The sequence below is a fragment of the Streptomyces sp. P9(2023) genome, from assembly GCF_032436795.1.
Lineage (GTDB): Bacteria > Actinomycetota > Actinomycetes > Streptomycetales > Streptomycetaceae > Streptomyces.
Window position 1 is genome coordinate 47,188 of the sequence record NZ_JAUPWM010000032.1, and the last position, 23,051, is coordinate 70,238.

The 23,051-nt window shown below is 72.6% G+C and carries 21 protein-coding genes; 14 read left to right on the top strand and 7 right to left on the bottom strand.

From position 1 onward, the window contains the following. The first annotated feature begins 7 nt into the window (after nt 1-7). From Q5762_RS29005 to Q5762_RS29025, 5 genes are all read left to right on the top strand, one after another. On the top strand, nt 8-1,909 hold the full coding sequence (locus Q5762_RS29005; protein WP_315895216.1) for a biotin carboxylase N-terminal domain-containing protein: 1,902 nt from the start codon (nt 8-10) through the stop codon (nt 1,907-1,909). Continuing rightward, nucleotides 1,906-3,048, top strand: a complete 1,143-nt coding sequence (locus Q5762_RS29010) for an acyl-CoA dehydrogenase family protein (protein WP_315895217.1) — start codon at nt 1,906-1,908, stop codon at nt 3,046-3,048. The genes Q5762_RS29005 and Q5762_RS29010 overlap by 4 nt, the downstream gene beginning before the upstream one ends. Nucleotides 3,049-4,210: 1,162 nt before the next feature. Beyond that, on the top strand, nt 4,211-5,788 hold the full coding sequence (locus Q5762_RS29015) for a 4-coumarate--CoA ligase family protein (RefSeq protein WP_315895218.1): 1,578 nt from the start codon (nt 4,211-4,213) through the stop codon (nt 5,786-5,788). Nucleotides 5,789-5,798: 10 nt separating this feature from the next. Beyond that, nucleotides 5,799-6,506, top strand: a complete 708-nt coding sequence (locus Q5762_RS29020; RefSeq protein ID WP_315895219.1) for an enoyl-CoA hydratase family protein — start codon at nt 5,799-5,801, stop codon at nt 6,504-6,506. Then, nucleotides 6,494-7,120, top strand: a complete 627-nt coding sequence (locus tag Q5762_RS29025; RefSeq protein ID WP_315895220.1) for a TetR/AcrR family transcriptional regulator — start codon at nt 6,494-6,496, stop codon at nt 7,118-7,120. The genes Q5762_RS29020 and Q5762_RS29025 overlap by 13 nt, the downstream gene beginning before the upstream one ends. Here Q5762_RS29025 and Q5762_RS29030 read toward each other — a convergent pair. Continuing rightward, nucleotides 7,087-8,754 (bottom strand): FAD-dependent monooxygenase, encoded by a 1,668-nt coding sequence (locus tag Q5762_RS29030; protein WP_315895221.1) that lies wholly within the window; start codon nt 8,752-8,754, stop codon nt 7,087-7,089. The two genes, Q5762_RS29025 and Q5762_RS29030, sit on opposite strands and share 34 nt — an antisense overlap. A 236-nt stretch (nt 8,755-8,990) precedes the next feature. Here Q5762_RS29030 and Q5762_RS29035 point away from each other — a divergent pair, with 236 nt between their 5' ends. Next, complete coding sequence (locus Q5762_RS29035; RefSeq protein WP_315895222.1) at nt 8,991-10,052, top strand: 2-oxoglutarate and iron-dependent oxygenase domain-containing protein; 1,062 nt, start codon at nt 8,991-8,993, stop codon at nt 10,050-10,052. 38 nt (nt 10,053-10,090) lie between these two features. On the opposite strand, the gene Q5762_RS29040 is transcribed toward Q5762_RS29035, so the two are convergent. Then, nucleotides 10,091-11,200: a citrate synthase 2 gene (locus Q5762_RS29040; protein WP_315895223.1), complete on the bottom strand. Its 1,110-nt coding sequence runs from the start codon at nt 11,198-11,200 to the stop codon at nt 10,091-10,093. A 416-nt stretch (nt 11,201-11,616) separates the two neighbouring features. On the opposite strand from Q5762_RS29040, the gene pdxH reads away from it, so the two are divergent. Continuing rightward, a complete protein-coding gene (gene pdxH, locus Q5762_RS29045) occupies nt 11,617-12,261 on the top strand; it encodes a pyridoxamine 5'-phosphate oxidase (protein ID WP_315895245.1) in 645 nt (214 codons plus the stop codon). A 9-nt stretch (nt 12,262-12,270) separates the two neighbouring features. Here pdxH and Q5762_RS29050 read toward each other — a convergent pair whose 3' ends face one another. After that, nucleotides 12,271-13,143 (bottom strand): winged helix-turn-helix transcriptional regulator, encoded by an 873-nt coding sequence (locus Q5762_RS29050; RefSeq protein ID WP_315895224.1) that lies wholly within the window; start codon nt 13,141-13,143, stop codon nt 12,271-12,273. 140 nt (nt 13,144-13,283) lie between these two features. Here Q5762_RS29050 and Q5762_RS29055 point away from each other — a divergent pair, with 140 nt between their 5' ends. The 6 genes from Q5762_RS29055 to Q5762_RS29080 all read left to right on the top strand — a co-directional run bounded on the left by Q5762_RS29055 (nt 13,284) and on the right by Q5762_RS29080 (nt 18,614). Next, nucleotides 13,284-14,087: an ABC transporter permease gene (locus Q5762_RS29055; RefSeq protein WP_315895225.1), complete on the top strand. Its 804-nt coding sequence runs from the start codon at nt 13,284-13,286 to the stop codon at nt 14,085-14,087. A 1-nt stretch (nt 14,088) separates the two neighbouring features. Continuing rightward, on the top strand, nt 14,089-15,063 hold the full coding sequence (locus Q5762_RS29060) for an ABC transporter ATP-binding protein (RefSeq protein WP_315895226.1): 975 nt from the start codon (nt 14,089-14,091) through the stop codon (nt 15,061-15,063). Continuing rightward, the gene (locus tag Q5762_RS29065; protein ID WP_315895227.1) at nt 15,060-15,881 is read left to right on the top strand and encodes an ABC transporter permease; all 822 of its coding nucleotides are present in this window, start codon (nt 15,060-15,062) and stop codon (nt 15,879-15,881) included. The genes Q5762_RS29060 and Q5762_RS29065 overlap by 4 nt, the downstream gene beginning before the upstream one ends. 64 nt (nt 15,882-15,945) lie before the next feature. Next, nucleotides 15,946-16,473 carry a cupin domain-containing protein gene (locus Q5762_RS29070; RefSeq protein ID WP_315895228.1) on the top strand — a complete coding sequence of 176 codons (528 nt, stop codon included), beginning with the start codon at nt 15,946-15,948 and terminating at the stop codon, nt 16,471-16,473. Further along, on the top strand, nt 16,470-16,868 hold the full coding sequence (locus Q5762_RS29075) for a VOC family protein (protein WP_315895229.1): 399 nt from the start codon (nt 16,470-16,472) through the stop codon (nt 16,866-16,868). The genes Q5762_RS29070 and Q5762_RS29075 overlap by 4 nt, the downstream gene beginning before the upstream one ends. Nucleotides 16,869-17,273: 405 nt before the next feature. Next, nucleotides 17,274-18,614: a PAS domain-containing protein gene (locus tag Q5762_RS29080; RefSeq protein ID WP_315895230.1), complete on the top strand. Its 1,341-nt coding sequence runs from the start codon at nt 17,274-17,276 to the stop codon at nt 18,612-18,614. 108 nt (nt 18,615-18,722) lie between these two features. Here the strand turns inward: Q5762_RS29080 and Q5762_RS29085 are convergent, their stop codons facing one another. The 4 genes from Q5762_RS29085 to Q5762_RS29100 are packed head-to-tail and all read right to left on the bottom strand — an operon-like array spanning nt 18,723 to nt 22,250. Continuing rightward, nucleotides 18,723-19,934 carry an ABC transporter permease gene (locus Q5762_RS29085; protein WP_315895231.1) on the bottom strand — a complete coding sequence of 404 codons (1,212 nt, stop codon included), beginning with the start codon at nt 19,932-19,934 and terminating at the stop codon, nt 18,723-18,725. Further along, nucleotides 19,931-20,677 (bottom strand): ABC transporter ATP-binding protein, encoded by a 747-nt coding sequence (locus Q5762_RS29090; protein ID WP_315895232.1) that lies wholly within the window; start codon nt 20,675-20,677, stop codon nt 19,931-19,933. The genes Q5762_RS29085 and Q5762_RS29090 overlap by 4 nt, the downstream gene beginning before the upstream one ends. Next, complete coding sequence (locus Q5762_RS29095; protein WP_315895233.1) at nt 20,674-21,732, bottom strand: peptidoglycan-binding protein; 1,059 nt, start codon at nt 21,730-21,732, stop codon at nt 20,674-20,676. The genes Q5762_RS29090 and Q5762_RS29095 overlap by 4 nt, the downstream gene beginning before the upstream one ends. Further along, a complete protein-coding gene (locus tag Q5762_RS29100; protein ID WP_315895234.1) occupies nt 21,729-22,250 on the bottom strand; it encodes a hypothetical protein in 522 nt (173 codons plus the stop codon). The genes Q5762_RS29095 and Q5762_RS29100 overlap by 4 nt, the downstream gene beginning before the upstream one ends. Nucleotides 22,251-22,337: 87 nt before the next feature. Between Q5762_RS29100 and Q5762_RS29105 the strand changes: the two genes are divergently transcribed. Beyond that, complete coding sequence (locus Q5762_RS29105) at nt 22,338-22,994, top strand: response regulator transcription factor (protein WP_315895235.1); 657 nt, start codon at nt 22,338-22,340, stop codon at nt 22,992-22,994. Nucleotides 22,995-23,051: the final 57 nt, after the last annotated feature.

Sequence of the window (23,051 nt, forward strand, 5' to 3'; positions counted from 1 at the left end):
GGGCCCCATGATCGGAACTCTGCTCGTCGCCAATCGGGGCGAGATCGCCTGCCGGGTGTTCCGTACCTGCCGGGAACTGGGCATCGCGACGGTCGCCGTGTACTCGGACGCGGACGCCGGCGCCCTGCACGTACGGGAGGCGGACGCGGCGGTACGGCTGCCGGGGGCGGCGCCCTCGGAGACGTACCTGCGCGGGGACGCGGTGGTGCGCGCGGCGCTCGCGGCGGGCGCGGACGCGGTGCACCCGGGGTACGGCTTCCTGTCGGAGAACGCGGACTTCGCTCGGGCGGTGGAGGCGGCGGGACTGGTGTGGATCGGGCCTCCGCCGGCCGCGATCGAGGCGATGGCCTCGAAGACCCGGGCGAAGGAACTCCTCGGGATCGCCCCGCTGGCGCCCGCCGATGTCACCGAGGCGGACCTGCCGGTCCTGGTGAAGGCGGCGGCGGGCGGGGGCGGGCGCGGCATGCGGGTCGTCCGCGAGCTGGCCTTGCTGGAGGGGGAGCTGAAGGCCGCGTCGGCGGAGGCGGCGAGCGCGTTCGGGGACGGCGAGGTGTTCGTCGAGCCGTACGTGGAGAACGGGCGCCATGTCGAGGTCCAGATCCTGGCGGACGGGCAGGGGACGGTGTGGGCGCTCGGTACGCGCGACTGCTCGCTCCAGCGGCGTCACCAGAAGGTCATCGAGGAGTGCCCGGCGCCGGGGCTTGAGCCTGGGCTCGTCGACTCGCTGTACGCGACGTCGGTCGCGGCGGCGAAGGCGGTCGGGTATGTGGGGGCGGGGACGGTGGAGTTCCTGATCGCGGATGGCCGCGCTCTGTTCCTGGAGATGAACACGCGGCTTCAGGTGGAGCATCCGGTTACGGAGGAGGTGTTCGGGGTGGACCTCGTGGGCCTCCAGATTGCCGTCGCCGAGGGCCGGGCCCTCCCCTCGGAGCCTCCTGCCGCGTACGGGCACGCGATCGAGGCCCGGCTCTACGCGGAGGATCCGGCCTCGGGGTGGACGCCTCAGGCGGGCGTGCTGCACGCCCTGGAGTTCCCGGGGGCGGTCGGGGTGGGCACAACGGGGCGAGTGGATGCCGGCTATGCCTCCGGTGACTCCATCGGCGTCCATTACGACGCCATGCTCGCCAAAGTCATCGTCCACGCACCCACCCGCCCCGAAGCCCTTCGCAAGCTCGCGCACACCCTCGACACTGCTCGGGTTCACGGGCCCGTCACCAACCGCAGCCTGCTCGTTCGCTCCCTCCGGCATCCCGGCTTTCACGATCCCGCCCTGCTCGACACCGGCTTCTACGAGCGGAATCTCGACGCGCTCACCAAGGCCCCGGCGGCCCCCGGGGAGGCCTACGCAGCCGTCGCCGCCGCGCTCGCGGATGCCGCCGGCAGGCGGGGGCGCTTCGGCGGCTGGCGGAACCTCGCCTCGCAGGACCAGGTCAAGACGTACGGCGATCACGAGGCCCGGTACCGGCCCACCCGGGACGGTGGGTACACCGTCACCGCCCCCGTCGGCGTCACCGTCGTCTCCGTCGCCCCCGACCGCGTCCGGCTCGAAGTCGACGGTGTCGTACGGGACTTCCCCGTCGACCGGTACGGCGACGGCGGCATCGTCCACGTCGGACCCCACCGGCTCACCGCACAGCCCCGCTTCCCCGACCCGGCCGAGCAGCGTGCACCCGGGTCCCTGCTCGCGCCCATGCCCGGCACCGTCGTCCGGGTCGCGGACGGGCTCGCCGTCGGCGACCCGGTCGCCGCCGGGCAGCCGCTCCTCTGGCTGGAGGCCATGAAGATGGAGCACCGGGTCGTCGCTCCCGCCTCCGGCACGCTCACCGCGCTCCACGCCGCCCCCGGCCGCCAGGTCGAGGTCGGTGCCCTGCTCGCCGTCGTACAGACCGATGCACAGGAGGACCAATGACCAGCACCGTCGTCGAATCCGCCGAGCGCCTCGCCCTCCGCGCCGCCGTCTCCGCCCTGGGGCAACGCCACGGCGGCACCTCGCCCGAGGCGCACGACGCCCTCTGGGCCGAGGCCGGCAAGCTCGGCTACCTGGGCGTGAACCTCCCCGAGAGCTACGGCGGCGGAGGTGGCGGAATGGCCGAACTCTCCATCGTGCTCGAAGAGTTGGGGGCTGCCGGGGCGCCGCTGCTCATGATGGTCGTCTCGCCCGCCATCTGCGGCACCGTCATCGCCCGCTTCGGCACCGACGCGCAGAAGCAGGCCTGGCTTCCCGGGCTCGCCGACGGCTCCCGCACCATGGCCTTCGGCATCACCGAGCCCGACGCCGGTTCCAACTCCCACCGGATCACGACCACGGCCACGAGGACCGAGGACGGCTGGGTCCTCAACGGGCGCAAGGTCTTCGTCTCCGGTGTCGACATCGCCGACGCGACCCTCATCGTCGGCCGCACCTCCGACGCCCGTACCGGCAACCTGAAGCCCTGCCTCTTCGTCGTCCCCCGTGACGCCCCCGGCTTCGGGCGCCGCAAGATCGACATGGAACTCGACGCGTACGAGAAGCAGTTCGAGCTGACCCTCGACGACGTCCAGCTCCCCGCCGACGCCCTCGTCGGCGACGAGGACGCCGGGCTGCTCCAGCTCTTCGCCGGGCTCAACCCCGAACGGATCATGACCGCCGCCTTCGCGATCGGCATGGGCCGGTACGCGCTCGCCAAGGCCGTCGCGTACGCCAAGGAGCGCCAGGTCTGGAAGTCCCCGATCGGCGCCCACCAGGCCATCGCCCACCCCCTCGCCCAGGCCCACATCGAGCTGGAGCTGGCCCGGCTGATGATGCAGAAGGCCGCCCACCTCTACGACGCCGGTGACGACGTCGGCGCGGGCGAGGCCGCGAACATGGCCAAGTACGCGGCCGGCGAGGCCTGCGTCAAGGCCGTCGACCAGTCCGTGCACACCCTCGGCGGCAACGGCCTCACCCGCGAGTTCGGCCTCGCCCGCCTCATCACCGCCTCCCGCGTGGCCCGTATCGCGCCCGTCAGCCGGGAGATGATCCTCAACTACGTGTCCCACCAGTCCCTGGGTCTCCCCAAGTCGTACTGACCCGGTCCATCCTGTCGCCACTGGTCACGTCGGCACCCGTCAACAGAGGGGCATTCCCGACATCTGGGATAGGCGGAGCAGCTCAGGGTTGCTCCGCCGATGCAGAGATGCCAGCACGCGAAAGACCTCCCGCGCCATCGGGTGAATCCGAGCCATCTGAGGAGCGACGTCCCACGCCTCCGAGAGGTTACGGAGAGCCGCCTCGCGGTTCCCAGGTCGAGATGAGCGCGGGCAAGGTTCAACTTGGACGGAGCGACTCGCGTCGCCGGTAGTCCGACGAGAGCGGCATCGAGCGTCTCCGCCACCCCAAGAGCCTCGCGTGGCCGGCCGAGGTCGAGCCTCGTCGCAAGGACGTGCGTCGCTGTGTTCTGGGGCCCGAAGATCATCGAGTGCCGGTTCGCGTCTCCGCCGCTGAACCACTCGTCGCCAGCCCGCTGCGCGGAGTCGATGTGTCGCTCGGCCTCGCGCGCACCCTCCTCCCTTGTCCTCCAGTCGGCCTGCGAGGGTCATCCCCCGGAGGTTCAGCACCCCTACGGCGAACGCGCGATCCTGCCCGGAGAGCGCCGTCTCGGCCCGCGCGATGGCCCGGTCGACGATCAGGAGCCCGCCCTCGGCGTCGCCTCCGTTCAGGTAGGCGCCGGCCCGGTCCCGTGCGGCGATTGCCTCCCCGAGGGGGTTGGACTGCTGCTCGACGGCCCGCCTCTGGCGGGTCACGGCCAGCTCTGCCATGTCCATCCACCTGTGCCGGGCGGCGAGCCAGTACACGGAGCTGTATACCTCGGACAGGGTCATCCAGGAATCGGCCGCTTTCGAGGCATGGGCCTGGGCTGTGGCGTCCCGCAGCAGCCCAGGCAGCTGGGAGAGCACCTGTTGCACTCGGGCGGCGTCACGGTGCTTGCGGACAACTTCCACAGCGGCCGGCACACGCAGGCCGATCACGAACTGCTCCAGCCACCCACCCACTCCGCATTCTGGCACGACGAACCGCCCCTCCCGCGCCCAACGTGGGCCGGGAGGGGGGAGCGTTCCCGACGCGCCGTACCCCTTCCCGAGAATCATGCAGGCATGCTTGATTGTTTCTTCCGGTACTGACAGGGTCTCCCCAACTCGCATCGACCCACGCGATCCTGGCGTCCACCTTCCACCTCTCCAGGGGGCACGCATGGTGTTTCACAGCGAGTACGAGGATGTTCCGGCCGTCTCCCTCCCCATCCACGACGCCGTCCTCGGCCGGGCCGCCGAGTTCGGCGACACCCCTGCACTGATCGACGGGACGGGCGCCGGGCCGACCCTCACGTACGCCCAGCTCGACGCCTTCCACCGGCGCGTCGCCGCCGGGCTCGCCGAGGCGGGCGTCCGCAAGGGCGACGTCCTCGCCCTGCACAGCCCCAACACCGTCCTGTACCCGGTCGCCTTCTACGCGGCCACCCGCGCCGGCGCGTCCGTCACCACCGTCCATCCGCTGTCCACCCCGGAGGAGTTCGCCAAGCAGCTCCAGGACTCCTCCGCGCGCTGGATCGTCACCGTCTCCCCGCTCCTCGCCGCCGCCCGCCGGGCCGCCGAACTCGCGGGCGGGATCGAGGAGATATTCGTCTGCGACAGCGCCGACGGCCACCGCTCCCTCCAGTCGATGCCCGCCACCACCGCCCCCGAGCCCGACGTCGCCATCGACCCCGACAACGACATCGCCGCCCTCCCGTACTCCTCCGGCACCACCGGAGTCCCCAAGGGCGTGATGCTCACCCACACGTCCATCGCGACCAACCTGGCCCAGCTGTACCCGCTGATGCCGATGAGCGCGGGTGACCGAATCCTCGCCGTACTCCCGTTCTTCCACATCTACGGGCTCACGGCACTCATGAACGCCCCGCTCCGCCACGGCGCCACCGTCGTCGTCCTGCCCCGCTTCGACCTCGACCAGTTCCTCGCCGCCATCCAGAACCACCGCATCAACGGCCTGTACGTCGCTCCGCCCATCGTCCTGGCGCTCGCCAAACACCCGGCGGTCGCCGCGTACGACCTGTCCTCGCTGGAGTACATCGTCAGCGCCGCCGCCCCGCTCGACGCCTCCCTCGCCGAGGCCTGCTCGGCGCGGCTCAAGCTGCCGCCGGTCCGGCAGGCGTACGGGATGACGGAGCTGTCCCCGGGCACCCACGTCGTCCCGCTCGCCGCCCAGAACCCCCCGCCCGGCGCCGTCGGGCAGCTGCTGCCCTCCACCGAGATGCGGATCCTGTCCCTGGACGACCCCTCGAAGGACGCCGGGCCGGGCGCGGAGGGCGAGGTCGCCATCCGGGGGCCGCAGGTCATGAAGGGGTACCTCGGCCGCCCCGACGCCACCGCCGCGATGATCGACGCCGACGGCTGGGTGCACACCGGCGACATAGGGCGGGTGGACGAGGACGGCTGGCTGTTCGTCGTCGACCGGGTCAAGGAACTCATCAAGTACAAAGGCTTCCAGGTCGCCCCGGCCGAGCTCGAAGCGCTGCTGCTCACCCACGAGTCCATCGCCGACGCGGCCGTCATCGGAGTGACGGACGAGGACGGTACCGAGATCCCCAAGGCGTACGTCGTCCGCCAGCCGGATGCGGCCGACCTGACCGCGGAGGACGTGATGGCGTACGTGGCGGGGAAGGTCTCCCCGTACAAGAAGGTCAGGCGCGTGGAGTTCATCGACGGGGTGCCGCGCGCCGCGTCGGGGAAGATCCTCCGACGCGAACTGAGGGAACGGGATCGCGAATGAAGGTGGACCATTGAAGCTCGACCGTGGCATCGCCACGCTGACGCTCGACTCCCCGGAGACGCGCAACGCCCTCTCGGCGGCCCTGGTCGCCGAGCTGGCGGCGGCGCTCGCCGAGTGCGGGCAGGATCCGGCGGTACGGGCGGTGGTGCTCACCCACACCGGCTCGACGTTCAGCGCGGGCGCGGACCTGAAGGCGCCGCCGAGCCCGTACGCCTTCGTGGACCTGCTGCGGCAGATCGTGGAGCTTCCGAAGCCGGTGGTGGGCGTCGTGGACGGGCACGTACGGGCGGGTGGCCTCGGGCTGCTCGGCGCCTGCGACATCGTGGTGGCCTCCGAGGGCTCCGACTTCGCGCTGACGGAGGCGCGGATCGGGGTCGCGCCCGCCGTCGTCTCGCTGACGCTGCTGCCGAAGCTGGCGCCGAGGGCGGCGGCGCGGTACTACGTGACGGGGGAGCGCTTCGGTACGGCGGAGGCGCTCGCGATGGGCCTCGTGACCGCCCCGGCGGAGGCCCTCGACTCGATCCTGGACGGGCTGCGCCGGGGGTCCCCGCAGGGGCTGGCGGAGTCGAAGCGGCTGGTCACGGCTAGAGTCCTGGAGACCTTCGAGCGCGACGCGGAGGACCTGGTACAGAGGTCGGCCTCACTCTTCGCCTCGGCCGAGGCGCGCGAAGGGATGACGGCCTTCCTCGAACGACGGGACCCCGAATGGCGGTTGTGACCGGCCCCCAGCAGGGCGGCCCCAAGCAGGACAGGAGCCGCGCCACCCGGCAGCGGCTCCTGGAGGCGGCGGTGGCCTGCCTGGCCGAACACGGCTGGGCCGGCTCCACCGTCTCCGTCGTCGCCGAGCGCGCCGGGGTCTCCAGGGGCGCGGCGCAGCACCACTTCCCGACCCGGGAGGACCTCTTCACCGCGGCCGTCGAGTACGTCGCCGAGGAACGCTCCCGGGCCCTGCGCGGTCTCCCGGCCCGCGACCGCCGCGAGGCCGTCGCCGCGCTCGTGGACCTCTTCACCGGGCCGCTCTTCCGCGCCGCCCTCCACCTGTGGGTGGCGGCCGCCCACGAGCCCCAGCTGCACGCGCGCGTGACGGAGTTGGAGGCCCGCGTCGGCCGCGAGTCCCACCGTACGGCGGTGACCCTGCTGGCGGCCGACGAGTCCGTCCCCGGGGTACGGGAGACGGTCCAGGGCCTCCTGGACATGGCCCGCGGCCTGGGCCTGGCGACCCTCCTCACGGACGACGCGGGCCGCCGCGAGCGGGTGGTGGCCCAGTGGTCGCTCCTCCTGGACCGGGCGCTGGGCGCTCACACCCCGGGTATGGACAGCGCCGCGAGGTAGCCGGTGAGCGCCGCCGCCGTGCCGGCGAGCGGGAAGCGGGCACCGAGCTGCCCGTCGGGTCGTACGAGGAACCCGGTCGGGCCGTCGGGCCGGTAGAGCCGGGCGAACTCCCCGGCGGCGTCGAGGTATTCGGGCAGGTCTCCTGGTACGCCTCCGGCTGCCTCGCGCGCGAGCACGGCGACGGTCGCGACGCCGTCGGCGCCGACGGCGGCGCACACCACCGCGCCCGCCTCGGCGGCTCGGGTGAGTTCGTCGATGTGGTCCGCGTACAGCAGCAGGACGTGCCCGGTGCGGTCGCGCAGGACGTCGAGGAGCCGCAGCGGGTAGGCGGCGAGCGGGACGGTCAGGCCGGCGCAGTCCGGGGCCCGGTCGCCGGGCTGGGGCGCGTCGTCCGGCCCGTACGGGTGGCCCGCGAGCGGCCCGTCCCGGTAGGTGACCAGGAGTTGGGCCTCGCGGAACATCAGGGTCCGGGGGTCGTCGGGGTCGGCCTCCAGGCCCTGGGTCGCGTGCCGGACTGTCCGGCCCACGACCTCCTCGCCGACCGGGCGGCGCTCGGCGTCGTAACTGCCGAGCAGGGCGGGCCCGGCCTCCCCGCGTACGACGAGCGCGAGCTTCCAGGCCAGGTTGCAGGCGTCCTGGATGCCGGTGTTCATGCCCTGGGCGCCGGTGGGCGGATGGATGTGGGCGGCGTCGCCCGCGACGAAGACGCGGCCCTGGCCGTAGCGGTCGACGATCCGGTGGCTGATGCGGAAGACGGACGACCAGCGCAGCCGCGACAGCCGCGTGGCCGTCGGTGAGAGCCGGTCGACGACGGCTTGGAGTTGGGACAGCTCCGGAGCCCGGCCGCCCTCAAGGCCGTGCGCCACACCGTCCCCCGGCGTGGTCGCACCCTCCTCCGACAGCTCCGGTGGCACCGACATCGACAGGCGGTAGCGGTTCGGGGCGCCGGGGAGGGGGATGGCGACCAGGACCTCGTCGGGTGCGCCGTCCTCGCCGGGGTGCGTGGACCGCAGGCCGTACCCGTACGGCAGGCCCCAATCGGCCTCGACGTCACCGAGCATGTACTCCGACGGGAACGCCCCGCCCTCGTAGCTGAGCCCGAGCCCCTTGCGGACGGTGCTGTGCGCGCCGTCGCAGCCGATCAGATACCGGGTCCGCAGCTCCTCCTCCGCCTCCGCGCCCGACGCGGTCCGCAGCCGGGCGGTCACCCCGTCCTCGTCCTGCGTGAACGACAGCAGCTCGGTGCCGCGCTCGATCGTCGTGCCGAGCCCCGCGACGTACTCCTCCAGGAGCCGTTCCGTCTCGTACTGCGGCAGCGCGGCGAAGCCGTACGGCACCTCCGGGGGCAGGGCCGGCTCGATCCGCCCGCGTTCCCGCCCGTCGACGTAGATCAGCTGGCCGCGCAGCGGCACGGCCGCCTCCAGGACGGCGCGGGCCAGGCCCATCCGGTCCCAGAGCTCCAGGGTGCGTGGCTGGATCCCGACGGCCTTCGCATACGGCAGCCGGGCCTGCAGCCGGTCGACGAGCCGGCAGCGCACCCCGTGCCGGCGGAGTTCGGCGGCGGCGCTCAGCCCCACGGGCCCGGCGCCCACGACGATGACGTCCAGCACGTCGCTCGTACGGGTTTCTGCCACGTCCTCCATGGTCACCCGGTGACGTGACCCGCGCCACATACGTCCCGCGCGCCCCGCAGTACGCTGGTCGCATGCTTCCGCTCGTACGCCGCCGCCACGTGGACTTCGTCCGCGTCACGAGCATGGGCTGTCGGCGCTCCGCCTGACCTCGAAGCCCCCTCACCTCTCAGGCACCCGCGCCCCCCGCCCCACCCCTGGCGGCACGCACGGGCCCGTACACCCCGCGGACGCACACCATGACGCAGACCTCGTACCCCTCGTCCATCCAGCCGTACAGCTCGCAGCTCCCGATCGTCGACCTCTCCGCCGCCGACCGCGGCCCGCAGGCCCGGCGCCTCCTCCACGCCCAGCTGCACTCCGCCGCCCACGACGTCGGCTTCTTCCAGCTCGTCGGGCACGGCGTGACCGAGGCCGAGACGACGGCCCTCACCTCGGCCATGAAGGCCTTCTTCGCGCTCCCCGAGGCCGACCGGCTCGCGATCGACACCACGAACTCGCCGCACTTCCGCGGCTACACCCGCATCGGTGACGAACGGACCGGCGGCTCCCGCGACTGGCGCGACCAGCTCGACATCGGCGCCGAGCGCCCCGCGCACGTCCCCGGCCCCGGCGAGGCCCCGTACTGGTGGCTCCAGGGCCCCAACCAGTGGCCCACCGCCCTCCCCGAGCTCCGTCTCGCCGCGCTGAACTGGGTCGAGCGGCTCAGCGGCGTCGCCGAGCGGCTGCTGCACGAGCTGCTCGCCTCGATCGGCGCGCCCGCCGGCTTCTACGACGACATCTTCGGGGCCCAGGCCCACCCGCACCTCAAGCTGGTCCGCTACCCGGGCAGCGCGGGCGACGGCGCCGACCAGGGCGTCGGCGCGCACAAGGACTACGGATTCCTGACCCTGCTGCTCCAGGACCACGTCGGCGGGCTCCAGGTGGAGCGGGAGGACGGGGTCTTCCACGACGTACCGCCGCTGCCGGGCGCGTTCGTCGTCAACCTCGGCGAGCTGCTCGAAGTGGCCACGAACGGCTATCTGCTCGCCACCAACCACCGGGTGGTCTCCCCGCCCGCCGCGACGGAACGGTTCTCCGTCCCGTTCTTCTACAACCCGCGGCTCGACGCCCGGATCGCCCCGCTGACCTTCCCGTACGCCTCGAACGCGCCCGGCGTCACGACCGACCCGGCGAACCCGCTGTTCGCCGAGTACGGCCGCAACGAACTGAAGGGCAAGCTGCGCGCCCACCCGCTGGCCGCGGCCCGCCACCACGCGGACCTGCTGCTCGCGGAGGCGCGCCCGCTCACGGCGGCGTGAGGGCAGGCCTCAGGCCGCTCACGGCTGCCTGAGGGCTGTCAGCCCGCGTACGCCGCCAGGTCCGCGTAGCCCGCGATCTCGCGCGGGTTGCGCTGGCCCGGGCCCGTGTAGCGGGCGCTCGGCCGGACCAGGCGGCCCGTGCGCTTCTGCTCCAGAATGTGCGCCGACCAGCCCGCCGTACGGGCGCAGCTGAACATGGACGTGAACATGTGCGCCGGGACCTCGGCGAAGTCCAGCACGATCGCCGCCCAGAACTCGACGTTCGTCGCGAGGATCCGGTCCGGACGGCGGTTGTGCAGCTCCTCCAGGGCCGCCTTCTCCAGCGCCTCTGCGACCTCGAAGCGGGGCGCGGCGAGCTCGCGGGCCGTACGGCGGAGCACGCGGGCGCGCGGGTCCTCGGCGCGGTAGACGCGGTGGCCGAAGCCCATCAGCCGCTCGCCCTTGTCCAGGGCCTGCTTCACGTACGCGGTGGCGTCGCCGGTCCGCTCGATCTCCTCGATCATGCCGAGGACGCGGGACGGGGCGCCGCCGTGCAGCGGGCCGGACATGGCGCCGACGGCGCCGGACAGCGCGGCGGCCACGTCGGCACCGGTGGAGGCGATGACGCGGGCGGTGAACGTGGAGGCGTTCATGCCGTGCTCGGCGGCCGAGGTCCAGTACGCGTCGACGGCCTGGACGTGCTTCGGGTCGGGCTCGCCGCGCCAGCGGATCATGAACCGCTCGACGACCGACTGCGCCTTGTCGATCTCGCTCTGCGGCACCATCGGCAGACCCTGGCCGCGCGCCGACTGGGCGACGTACGAGAGGGCCATGACGGCGGCCCGGGCGAGGTCCTCGCGGGCCTGCTCGGCGTCGATGTCGAGGAGCGGTTTGAGGCCCCAGACCGGGGCGAGCATGGCGAGCGCGGACTGTACGTCGACGCGGATGTCACCCGAGTGCACCGGGATCGGGAAGGGCTCGGCCGGCGGCAGGCCGGGGTCGAACGCGCCGTCGACCAGGAGACCCCAGACGTTGCCGAACGAGACGTGACCGACCAGGTCCTCGATGTCGACGCCGCGGTACCGGAGGGCGCCGCCCTCCTTGTCCGGTTCGGCGATCTCCGTTTCGAACGCGACGACTCCCTCGAGCCCGGGTACGAAGTCGGACATCAGGCGGCTCCTCTATCGATGATCAATCATCCAGTGGTTGGCGGGACCTGTCGGTCGGACGGACCTGTTGGTCGGGAAGTAGCAGCTATCCAGAAGTAACAGCTATCCAGCGGACGAGTCTGTACGGTTCCGATGATGCGGGGAAGCGTGACATCCGGCACACTGCGCCGATCCGGCGAGGAAGGGTTAGCGGCACGCGATGCCGGGCAGACTGCGCCTCCGCGGCATGCGATGCCGGGCGGAGTGCGCCTCTGCGGCAGGATGACCCTGTGACCGACGCCCGCGATCCCGCTGCCGATGCCGCCCGCGATCCCGCCCGCGATCCCGCTGCCGATGCCGCCCGCGATCCCGCCCGCGATCCTGCTCTCGATCCCGATCTTGACCACGCTCTCGATCCTGCTCTCGATCCCGCCGACATGCGCGAGCAGTACCGCACCACGGAGCTGACTGTGGCCGACCTCGCCCCCGAGCCGATCGAACAGTTCACGCGCTGGTTCAAGATCGCCGCCACCAGCCCGGCGATCCACGAGCCGAACGCGATGGTCGTCTCGACCGCGACGCCCGACGGCCGCCCGTCCGCCCGGACGGTGCTGCTGAAGCACTACGACGAGGCCGGCTTCGTCTTCTACACGAACTACGGCTCCCGCAAGGGCGGCGAGCTGGCGGCCAATCCGTACATCGCGCTGCTCTTCCCCTGGCATCCGCTGGCCCGGCAGGTCATCGTCACGGGCCGGGCGGTCCGCACCGGCCGGGACGAGACGGTCGCGTACTTCCGGACCCGCCCGCACGGCTCCCAGCTGGGCGCCTGGGCGAGCCACCAGTCCTCGGTGATCGAGTCACGGGAGGAGCTGCTCGCCCGGTACGAGGAGCTGGCGGCGCGCTACCCGGCGGAGGAGCAGGTGCCGGTGCCGCCGGAGTGGGGCGGCTTCCGGGTCGTACCGGAGACGGTGGAGTTCTGGCAGGGCCACGAGAACCGGCTGCACGACCGGCTGCGGTACGTACGGGTGGCCGACGGGGACGGCGACGGCGACGAGTGGCGGGTGGAGCGCCTCTCACCCTGACAGTCGGACCTACAGCTTCGTCGCCTCCGCCAGCGCCGTCTCGACCGCGTGCGGGATGTCCGTGACGGGGAACTGGGCGTACCGGACGGTGCGTTCCCGGTCCAGGACCAGGACCGCGCGCTTGAGCCGGAGCGCCTGCCCGGCGCGGAAGGTCGGCAGCCGTAGCGCCGCCGCGAGCCGGGCGTCCATGTCGGAGAGCAGCGGGAAGGGGATGTCCTCGGCGGCGGCGAAGGCCCGCTGCTCGTCGGGGCGCTGCGTCGAGACGCCGTGGACGGCGATCCCGGCGGCCGTGAACTCCCCGTACGCGTCCCTGAACAGCCGGTTCTCCAGCGTGCAGCCGACCGTGCCGGGGATGGCGTCCCACCCCTCGGGCAGCGGGCTCGGCCGCCCGGTCGCGGGGTAGCAGAAGAGCACGGTGGCGGCGGCGTCCGGGTCCACCGGGTCCCGCTCGGCGCCGGTGTGCGCGGGCAGGGTCAGGCGCGGCAGCCGGGTGCCGGGCAGCTCGTGGACGCGGAGGGCCTCGGCGCTGTGCTCGTCGGCGGAGGCGGTGAGGGTGCCGTCGCCGAGCAGCCAGCGGTCGGACCAGTCCTGCATGGCGACGAGGACGGGGAGCAGGGCGCGCCCGGCGGGGCTGAGCCGGTACTCGTACCGCACCGGCCCCTCCTGATACGGCACGCGGTCGAGCACGCCGCTGTCGACGAGGTGGCCGAGGCGCTCGGTGAGGACCTTGCGGGAGATGGCCAGCTCGGCCTGGAGATCGTCGAAGCGGTGCCGGCCGCGCGCGGTCTCGCGGACGAGCAGCAGGCTCCACCAGTCGCCGACGACGGCGGCGGCCTGGGCGATCGCGCAGGCGGCGTCGCGCTCGGGCACGGCTCGGACCATGGCGCTCCTCCTCTATCGGGCAACGATCCATCTTGCGTCATCGAGTGAGTTCCCGATAGGAACTCACTCTAACGTTCTAAGTTCCGAAAAGAGACTCACTCGGAACCCGCTCATGACTCGCAGGGGAGGGGATCACCCGCATGCCCATAGCCTGGGCGACCGCCTGGCGCACCTGGCAGATGACCCGCCGCGCCTACCCATGGACCTACGCCGTCGGCACGGTCCTGCCCGCCGCGCTCGCCATCTCGCTGGCGTACCTCGGCTACCACGCCATCGGCGGCGGAGCCGTCGCCGACGACTTCACCGAGGGCAGCGGAACCACCGCCTACCTCGCCTACATCGTCGTCGGCGCGACCGCCTTCCAGTTCGCCGTCCGCCTCATCCTCTGGTCCGCGAAGGCGCTGATCACCGAGCAGCGGCAGGGCACCCTCGGCGCCCTCCTCATCGCCCCGGCGAGCCGCTTCCCGTACCTTGCCGGATTCACCGCCTTCGCCGTCCTCAGCAGCCTGGTCGAGTTCCTCGCCCTCGGCGTCGTCGTCGCCCTGCTCGGCATCTCCGTCCCCGTGTCCTCCGCGGCCGGCCTGCTCCTCGGCGCCCTCGCGCTCGCCGGCGCCGTCTTCGCGCTCTCGGTCGGCCTCGGCGGACTGATGATCGCCGCCGGCGAGGCGCACATCTCGCAGAACACCGTCTTCATCGTCCTCGGCCTGGTCGGCGGCTTCACCTTCCCGCGCGCCTACCTGCCCGAGCCCGTCCAGTGGTTCGCCGAGCTGCTGCCGACGACCGCGGCGACGGACGTCCTGCACGCGGCGACCACCGGCGGCTCATCGCTCCCCGACCTCCTGCCGAGGCTGGCGGTGTGCGCGGCGGTCAGCTGCGTCTACCTCGTCCTCGGCCTGCTGTACCTGCCGCGGGCCGAGGCCCGCGCCGTCGAAAGGACGTACTGACATGTCGGGCATCCAGGTGCGGGCCCTGCGCAAGGACTTCCCCGTACGCGACAAGGGGGTCTTCGGCCCGCGCTCGCTCAAGCGGGCGGTCGACGGCCTCGACCTCGACATCCCGCCCGGCCGGATCACCGGCCTCCTCGGCCTCAACGGCGCGGGCAAGACCACCACCATCAAGATCCTTGCCACGCTCCTGCGCCCGACCTCCGGCACGGTCACGGTCGACGGCCTCGACACGGTCGCCGACGCCCGCGCCGTACGCCGCCGCATCAACCTCATCGCGGGCGGCGAGCGCATGGTCTACACCCGCATGACCGGCCGGGAGAACCTCTGGTACTTCGGCCAGCTCTACGACGTCCCGAAGCGCGAACTGCGCACCCGTATCGACGAGTTGCTCGCGCTGGTGGGCCTGACGGACGCGGCGGACACCATGGTCGAGCGGTACTCGCGCGGCATGACGCAGCGCCTCGCCATCGCCCGCGGGCTCGTCAACACCCCGGACTACCTGCTGCTCGACGAGCCGACCCTCGGCCTCGACGCCCCGATCGCCCGCGACCTGCGCCGCGTCGTGGCCCGCCTCGCCGAGGAGGGCACGGGCGTCCTCCTCACCTCCCACTACCTCGCCGAGGTCGAGGAGCTCTGCGGCCATGTGTACGTGATCTCCGCCGGCCGCCACCTCGCGGAGGGCAGTCCGGCGGAGCTGAAGGCGGCCACCGGCAGCCACCGCACGATCCGCCTGACGGTCACCAACCCGGGGGAGGGCACGGCGGCGGTGGCGGAGCGCTTCGGCGCGAGCGCCGAACTCCTCTCCTCCGGAGCCGAGTTGCTCACCCTCCGCCACCCGGACGACATGGCGGGTCCGCTGGCGGCCGCGATCGTCGGCGCCGGCGGCTCGATCGGCGGCCTGGAGATCGCGGAGGCGAGCCTGGAGGACGCGATCCTGGCGCTCGCGGAGACGGGCGAGGAGGCCCTCGTATGAGCCACGCCCTCCGAGTATTCGCGGCGGAGACGTTGAAACAGCACCGCCGCCTCTTCGGCCAACCCCTGGTGGTCTTCTCGATGCTGGTGTGGCCGGTGCTCCAACTGGCCACGACCTACTACACGTTGCGCCCGGTGGCGACGGCCTCCCCGGCGGCCGCGAACTGGCCGCCGGCCGCCGACCCGGACCGCCTCCTCGCGTTCCTGGCGACCGGGACGCTCGCGTACGCCTTCTTCTTCTCGCTCGTCCAGAGCGCCTGGCACCTCTCCTTCGAGCGCGCCACCGGCACGCTGGAACTCCTCTTCCTCTCCCCGGCCGGCCGCCTCACCCTCATGATCGCCAACGGCACGGGCGCCCTCCTCCAGAACGCCTGGCTGCTCACCTGCTTCACCGTCGCCGCCCTCACCGGCTTCGGCACGCTGTCGGTGTCGGCCTGGTGGATGTACGGGATCGTCTTCCTGGCCCTGCTGATCCCGGCGGTGGCGTGGGGCGCGTTCCTCAACAGCCTGCTGGTCTTCTCGCGCGACTCGGCGTTCCTGTACACGATCCTCGACGAGCCGCTCTGGTTCGTCTCGGCGGTCCGCCTCCCGCACTTCGCCCTGCCGACGGCGATCCAGCTGGTCGGCGCGGTCTTCCCGCTCACGGGCAGCCTGATCGCGGTCCGCGGCGCGCTCCTGGAGCACCGCACCCTGACGGAGCTGGCCCCGGCGCTGCTTGGCCTGGGCGGGCTGAGCGCGCTGCTGCTGGGGGCGGCGGCGGTGGTCCTGAGGGTGGGGGAGGCAAGGTCGCAGCGCACAGGCAAACTGTCGCTGGCGTAGCGCCTGTTGGGCGGCTTCCCAAAGCCCTGGCCAGAGGCGCGCCCAAGATCGTAAGTTAAGGATCATGAACGAGGAAAGATCCACCACAGGCGAGTCTGCCGAGCCGCCCTTCCGGCCGGTGCTGACGCGCCGCGCCGACGCCGAGACCTGCGCCGACCCCAGCAGTGTGATGACGCTGCTGGCGGACTCGGACAGCACCGCCGACGGCTTCACCACCTACCGCTCGACGTTCGCCAAGGGCGCCGTGGGGGCACCCGCGCACTTCCACACCAAGGCGACGGAGCTGTTCTTCGTGATCAGCGGATCCCTCCAGGTGCTGGTCGGCGAGGAGGTGACCGTCCTGGAGGCGGGCGACTTCCTGGCGGTGCCGCCGCACACCCCGCACGCCTTCGCGGCGGCGCCGGGCTGCGAGGCGGACGTCCTGTTCGTGTTCACGCCGGGCATGGGACGGTTCGACTATCTGCGGCTGCTCGGCCGCGTGATGCGCGGCGAGGCCGACCCGAAGGAGATCGCGGCGTCGGCGGAGCAGTACGACAACCACTACGTCGACAGCCCCGCCTGGCGCGCCGCCCTGAAGGCGGCCTCGGAGTGATCGATCCGGCCGCCCATGTCCGGGTGGCCCGCCCCTCCCGGGACCTCGCCGCGGCCGAACGCTTCTACGTGGCCGGCCTCGGCCTGAGCGTGCTGTGGCGGACGACCGAGCGGGTGCCGGGGGAGCACGACCTGCTGATGGTCGGCCCGAACGGCGGCGCCTGGCACTTCGAGCTGACGCACGACCCGGAACAGCCGCTGGAGCCGACTCCGACGGTGGACGACCTGTTCGTGCTGTACCTGGGGGAGCCGGCGGACGAGCCCCTGATCGCCGCCCTGCTGGCGGCCGGCGGCACCCGCGTCCCGGCACACAACCCGTACTGGGACGAGCACGGAGTGACGATCGCGGACCCGGACGGCTACCGCCTGGTGCTGTGCGCCCGCACGTGGGGCTGAGGGCTAAGGCCTGACCTGAGAACGCAGACGACCCGTGGGCCTTGGTCCCGTCCGCTCGAGTTCGGACGGGAGCCGGCCGGACTTACCGGCGGCCCACGGGTCGGGTGACTGCTTGGGTATCGGCAGCTGGCCTGCCGAGGTGCACAGAGTGCGACGGCAGGCCGTTAGCCCGCAGTCACCTCACGAGTCCGAAAAGAAACCATGTTTTCGGATCACCTCCTTTCAGCGTGTACCCCCACACTAGGAAGCCCGCCGAAGAGACTCAAGCGATTTATCGAAGGCCGGGCGTTCGTTTCCGGTCGGTATCGAATTCATTGAACCGGGTGTGTTCTGCGTCACGTTCGAGTTGAATGATCGGAGGCGTGCGGATGCACGCGCGTACACCGTCCTGCAGGGGGTGCCGGGATGAGTGCTGCCAGGGGTGGGACCACGTCTGTGCCGGGGGATGATCTGCTCGCCGCGCTCCTCGACGGGATGGACGCGGCGCTCTGTGCCTTCGATGCCGACGGGACCGTCACGCACTGGAACAAGGAGGCCGAGCGGATACTCGGCTGGTCGGCCGTGGAGGCCGTCGGGCGGCGTGGGTTCGAGGGGTGGGCGGCGCGGCCCGCCGACGCGGCGGAGGCGCTCGCTCGGGTGATGGCCGCGATGGAGGCGCCGGGGCGGCTGGTGCACGAGTTCGCGTTGGTACGGAAGGACGGCGGGCGCGTTCTCGTACGGACGCAGTCCGCCGGCGTGCGGGGCGCGGACGGCAGGCCCGCCGGGGTGTACTGCGCGTTCAGCGAGGTGCACGCGCAGATCGACCTGGAGCGCTCGATCGCCCTGAGCGAGGCCCTCTTCGAGGACGCGTCCTGGGGCGTCGTCCTCGTGGACGTGGACCTGCGGCCGGCCGTCGTCAACGGGTACGCGGCGCGGGCGATGGGCGCCGGGCGGACGACGCTGCTCGGGCGGCCGCTCGGGGAGCTGGTCACGCAGGGCCTGGAGGAGCTGGAGTGCGCCCTTGAGCACGTGCTCGCGGAGGGCGCGCCGAAGGCCCCGGCCGAGGTGTGGGTGACGCTGAAGTCGGCGGACGGCGAGCGGCGGCGGTGCTGGCGCAGCGGGTTCGTGCGCCTTGCGTCGCCGCTGGCGGAGGAACCGGTGCCGCTGGGCGTGGGGTGGCTGTTCCAGGACGTCACGGAGGAGCGCCTCGCCGAGCAGGAGGCGGACCGGCTGCGCTTCCGGTACAGCCAACTGCACCGCGCGGGCGCGGTCGCGGCCGAATGCGAGGACCCGAGGGAGGCGGCGACGGTCCTGCTCGACTTCGCGCTCGCCGGCTTCGCCGACCACGCGCTGATCGACGTGGCGGCGGGGGAGCGGCGGCTCGTACGGCTGGCGACGACCCCGGCGGGCGAGCCGGGCCCCGTCGTGCCGGTCGCGGGCGGCGGCATCCCGCTCCGCTACCCCTCGGCCCACCCGGTCCTCCAGGCCCTGGCCCGTACGGGCCCGGTACGGGCATCGGCGCCCGGCGCGGCGAGAGCCGAGGACTGGGCGACGGAACGCTTCTGGCCGCGCGACGCGGTCCACGCCCTGTGCCTCCCCCTCCGCAGCCGGGGCCGCACCCTCGGCGCCGTGACCTTCCTCCGCGCCGCCTCCCGCACCCCCTTCGAACGCCCGGACGCGATCTTCGCGGAGGCGGTGGCGGTACGGATCGCGTCCTCACTGGACCTGGCGGGCGTGTGCGCGGGGGGCGAGACGGTACGCGGCTGAGGCGGGGCGACCCGGGCGACCGGCGGGGGCGAGACGGTACGGGGGCGGGGCGCGCTCGGCCGCCCCGCCCCTCGTCCCCCACACCGCCCGGAACAGCCTCTACGCCTCCTACGCCTGGAGGGCCAGCGTCGGGGACAGCCGGGACGCCCGTACCGCCGGGTACAGGCCCGCCACCGTGCCGATCACCAGCGTCGCGCCGAAGCCACCGGCCACCGCCCACGGCGGGACCACCCAGGGCAGGTCGCCCGCGGACGCGTACACGCCCGTCGCCGCGCCGCCGAGGGCCAGGCCAGCCAGGCCGCCCAGGCCCGACAGCATCAGGGACTCCGTCACGAACTGGATCCTGATCTGGCCCCTCGTCGCGCCCAGCGACCGCCGCAGGCCGATCTCGTGGCGGCGTTCGAGCACCGAGATGATCATGGTGTTGGCGACGCCGACACCGCCCACCAGCAGCGCGATCCCGCCCAGGCCGAGCAGCAGCGTGGAGAAGGCCCCCTCCGTCGCCGCCTTCGCCTGGAGCGCCGCCGACGGGTCGCCGACCGACACGTTCTGCGGGTTCTCCGGGTCGATCGTCGGCGCGAGCAGCCGCTGGACGGTCCGTACGGACGCGTCCGTGGACCGCTCGTACACCGCCGTCGGATGAGCGTCGAAGCCGAGCAGCCGCTGCGCGCCCTCCCAGCCGACCAGCGCCGAACGTTCGACCTCGGGCGCGAGCGGCAACGGTTCGAGGATGCCGACGACGGTGAAGTACCGGTCGTCGATCCAGACCTGCCGGCCCGGCTCCGTGATGCCGAGCCGCTCGGCCGCGACATGACCCAACACAACGGACGGGTAACGTCCGTTGGCCGCGTTCAGCCACGTACCGGACGCCATTCCGCCGCGCAGGACCGCCAGCAGCCGTTCCGTCGCCGCCTTGACCGCGATGCCGCCCGTCTCGCCCTCCGGGATCTTCTCCGAGCGCCGGACGGTACGGTCCAGGTCGCCGGTCGCGCCTACCTCCTCGACGCCGTCGATCCGGCCGACCATCCCCACCGCGTCCTTGGGGAGTTCGACCTCCTCCCCGCTGAACATCCCCTCGCCGGGCTTGGCCACCAGCATGTTCGTACCGAGCGCGTCGAGCTGCCGCATCAACTGGGCCTGGCTGGACGCCGATATGCCCACCACCGCGATCATCGTCGCGATCCCGATGGCGATCCCGAGCGCCGACAGCACCACCCGTACGGGTCGGCTCCGCAGCCCGGCCGAGCCGACGTGCAGGACGTCCCGCGGCCCGAGCCGCGCGGCCTTCAACGCCCGCCGCGAGCCCCGCGCCGCCCTCACGCCGCGACCTTTCCGTACGCCGTGTCCGCCACGACCCGGCCGTCGCGGATCCGGACCTGGCGCGGCAGCCGGGCCGCGATCTCGGTGTCGTGGGTGATGACCGCGATCGTCGCGCCCTGCTCGTTCAGCGCGTGCAACAGGTCCATCACCGCCTCGCCGGACGCCGAGTCCAGCGCGCCCGTCGGCTCGTCGGCGAGCAGCAGGTCCGGTTCGCCGACCACCGCGCGGGCGATGGCGACCCGCTGCTTCTGCCCGCCGGACAGCTCGTGCGGGCGGTGCTTCATCCGGTCCGCGAGCCCGACCCGCGCGAGCGCCTCCGCCGCCAGCGCCCGCCGCCGCGCGCGGGGGAGCCCGGAGTACAGCAGCCCCTCGGCGACGTTCTCCAGCGCGCCGACCCCGGGCACCAGGTGGAAGGCCTGGAACACGAAGCCGATGTGGCGCGAGCGCAGCGCGGAGAGCCGGCGGTCGGTCAGCGTGGCCACGTCGTGGCCGGCGATCTCCACCGTTCCGGCGCTCGGCCGGTCCAGGGTGCCGACGATGTGCAGCAGCGTGGACTTGCCGGACCCGGACGGGCCGACGATGCCGAGGAGTTCCCCGGCGCCGACGGTGAGGTCGACGCCGTCGAGGGCCGTGACCCCGCCCGCGTACTCCTTGGTGACGCCGGAGAGCCGGACGACCGTACTGGTACTCGTACTGGTACTCGTGCCGGTGCCGGTGCCCGTATCCGTACTCGTACTCCTCATACCGACGGCACCCCGACCTTCATGCCCTCGCGCAGCCCCGCGCCGCTGATCTCCACCCGGCCCTGCCCGAACATCCCCAGCTCGACCTCGACGTCCCGCGCCCGGCCGTTCTCGACGACCTGGACGCCGAAGCCGCCCTCCGGCAGGGCGAGGAGCGCGTTGACGGGTACGGACAGGACGTTCTTCCGCGTCTCGCCGGTGAGGTCGACGGTGACCGGGGACTGGTCCACGCCCGTGACCTTGCCGGGCGCGTCGAAGGAGACCGTGATGTCGATCTTCGGGGTCCGGTCCTGCGGATCGTCGCCCGACGACGCCGTCCTGCCCACCGACGACACCTTCCCCGCCGCCGTCGTCCCGTCCGGCAGCTGTACGGAGACCCGGGTGCCGGTCTTCGCCGAACCGGCTTCCGAGACAGGCAACTTGAACCGTACGACCCGCTCCGAGCCCGTCACCGTGAGGACCGGCCGCCCCGGCCCCACCTGGTCGCCCGTCGCGGCGCCCGCCTCCTTGACCCGTACCGCGCTCCCGGCGAACGCGATCGTGTCGGGGCCGACCGTCCCCGTCCGCTTCAGGTCGTGGGACTTCTGCCAGCGCTTCACGGCCTCGGCGGTCTTCTTCGTGTACTCCTCGTCCACCGTGAAGCCCACGTACCCGAGCGCGGCGAGGTTCTCCTCCCACTGCCGGACGTCCTTGCCCTTGTCGCCGGTCTTCAGCGTCCGGTACATCGGCTCGGCGCCGTACATCAGGCGCACGGGCCTGCCGTCGACCTCGTACAGCCGCTCGTCGCGCTCGACGACGGAGCCGCTCGGGGCGATCCGGGTGAGGATCCCGGACGGGCCCGCGTTGATCTTCCGCTCGCCGAGGTAGCCGAGCGTGCCGTCCTGCTGGGCGCTGTCGCTCAGGTCGCCGCGCGTGATCGGGGTCGTGGCGGGCGGCTGGTCCGAATCCGCGGCGGACCGGCGTTCCTCGGGCGCGGCCAGCGCGGTCACCGCCACACCCGCGCCCGCGACGACGACGATCGCCGCCAGAGCGGCCACGAGCCTGCGCCGGCTCATCGCGTCACGCTCTCGCACGCCTTGTTGGCCTTCTCGAACTTCTTGGCCTGTTCCCCCTGGGGTATCGGCCGCGCCGCCGTCATCCCGCCGCCGCCGAAGGTCGGGTCGGGCATGTCGAAGCCGTTCTTCCGCATGCACTGGGCGTACTTGATCATCTTGTCCTTCTCGGCCTGCGTCGGCTCCTTCCCCAGGCCGGCCCCGCCCTTGCCCTGACAGGCCTTGAACGCCTTCTCCATCTTCTCCTTGGACATGCCGTCGCCGCCGATGGTCAGGCCGACGCCCTCCTCGCCCGGCTTCGGCTCGGGCACGTCGAGGCCCTGCTCGCGCAGGCACTTACGGTGCTCCAGGGCCTGATCGGCCTTCTTGCCCTCGTCGCTCACGCTCTCGCTCGCGCCGTCCGCCTTGCCGTTGTCCGCGGTGCACGCGGTGGTCAGGAGGCAGAGCGCGGCGATCGAGGCCGCGGCGGCCAGCTGAAACGTCTCTCGGGTACGTCGGGTACGTCGGGTGCTCGTCGTCATGCCCGCAGCGTGCGCGGGGGAGGGGTTTCGTTTCTCTCAGCGGATCGGTTTACGGAGACGAAAGCCCCGGTCGGATAGACAGGGGCCATGCGCGTACTGGTGGTGGAGGACGAGGCGTTTCTCGCCGAGATGATCGCCGAGGGGCTGCGCCGCGACGCGCTCGCCGTGGACGTCGCGGCCGACGGCCTGGAGGCCCTGCGGAAGCTCCAGTTCGGGGAGTACGACGTCATGGTCCTCGACCGCGACCTGCCAGGCGTCCACGGCGACGACGTCTGCCGCCGGGTGGTCGAGCAGCGGCTGATGACCCGGGTCCTGATGCTGACGGCGGCCGGCACGGTACGGGACCGGGTCGAGGGCCTCGGGCTCGGCGCCGACGACTACCTGGCCAAGCCCTTCGCGTACGACGAGCTGCTCGCCCGCGTCCTCGCCCTGGGCCGCCGCGCCCGGCCCGCGCTGCCGCCCGTCCTCGAACGCGCCGGGATCGTCCTGGACACCGCCCGCCGTCAGGCGAGCCGCGACGGACGGCACCTGCACCTGTCGCGGAAGGAGTTCGCGGTCCTGGAGGCGCTGCTGCGGGCCGAGGGGGCCGTCGTCAGCGGCGAGGACCTGATCGAGCAGGTGTGGGAGGAGCACACCAGCTACCGCACGAACGCCGTACGCGTCACCCTGAGCAAGCTCCGCGCCAAGCTCGGCGAGCCGCCGGTGGTGGAGACGGTGCCGGGCGCGGGCTACCGGATCGCGTGATGAGGGTGGACATGAAGACGGCCACGCGGACGGACATGCGGACGGACATGCGGACGG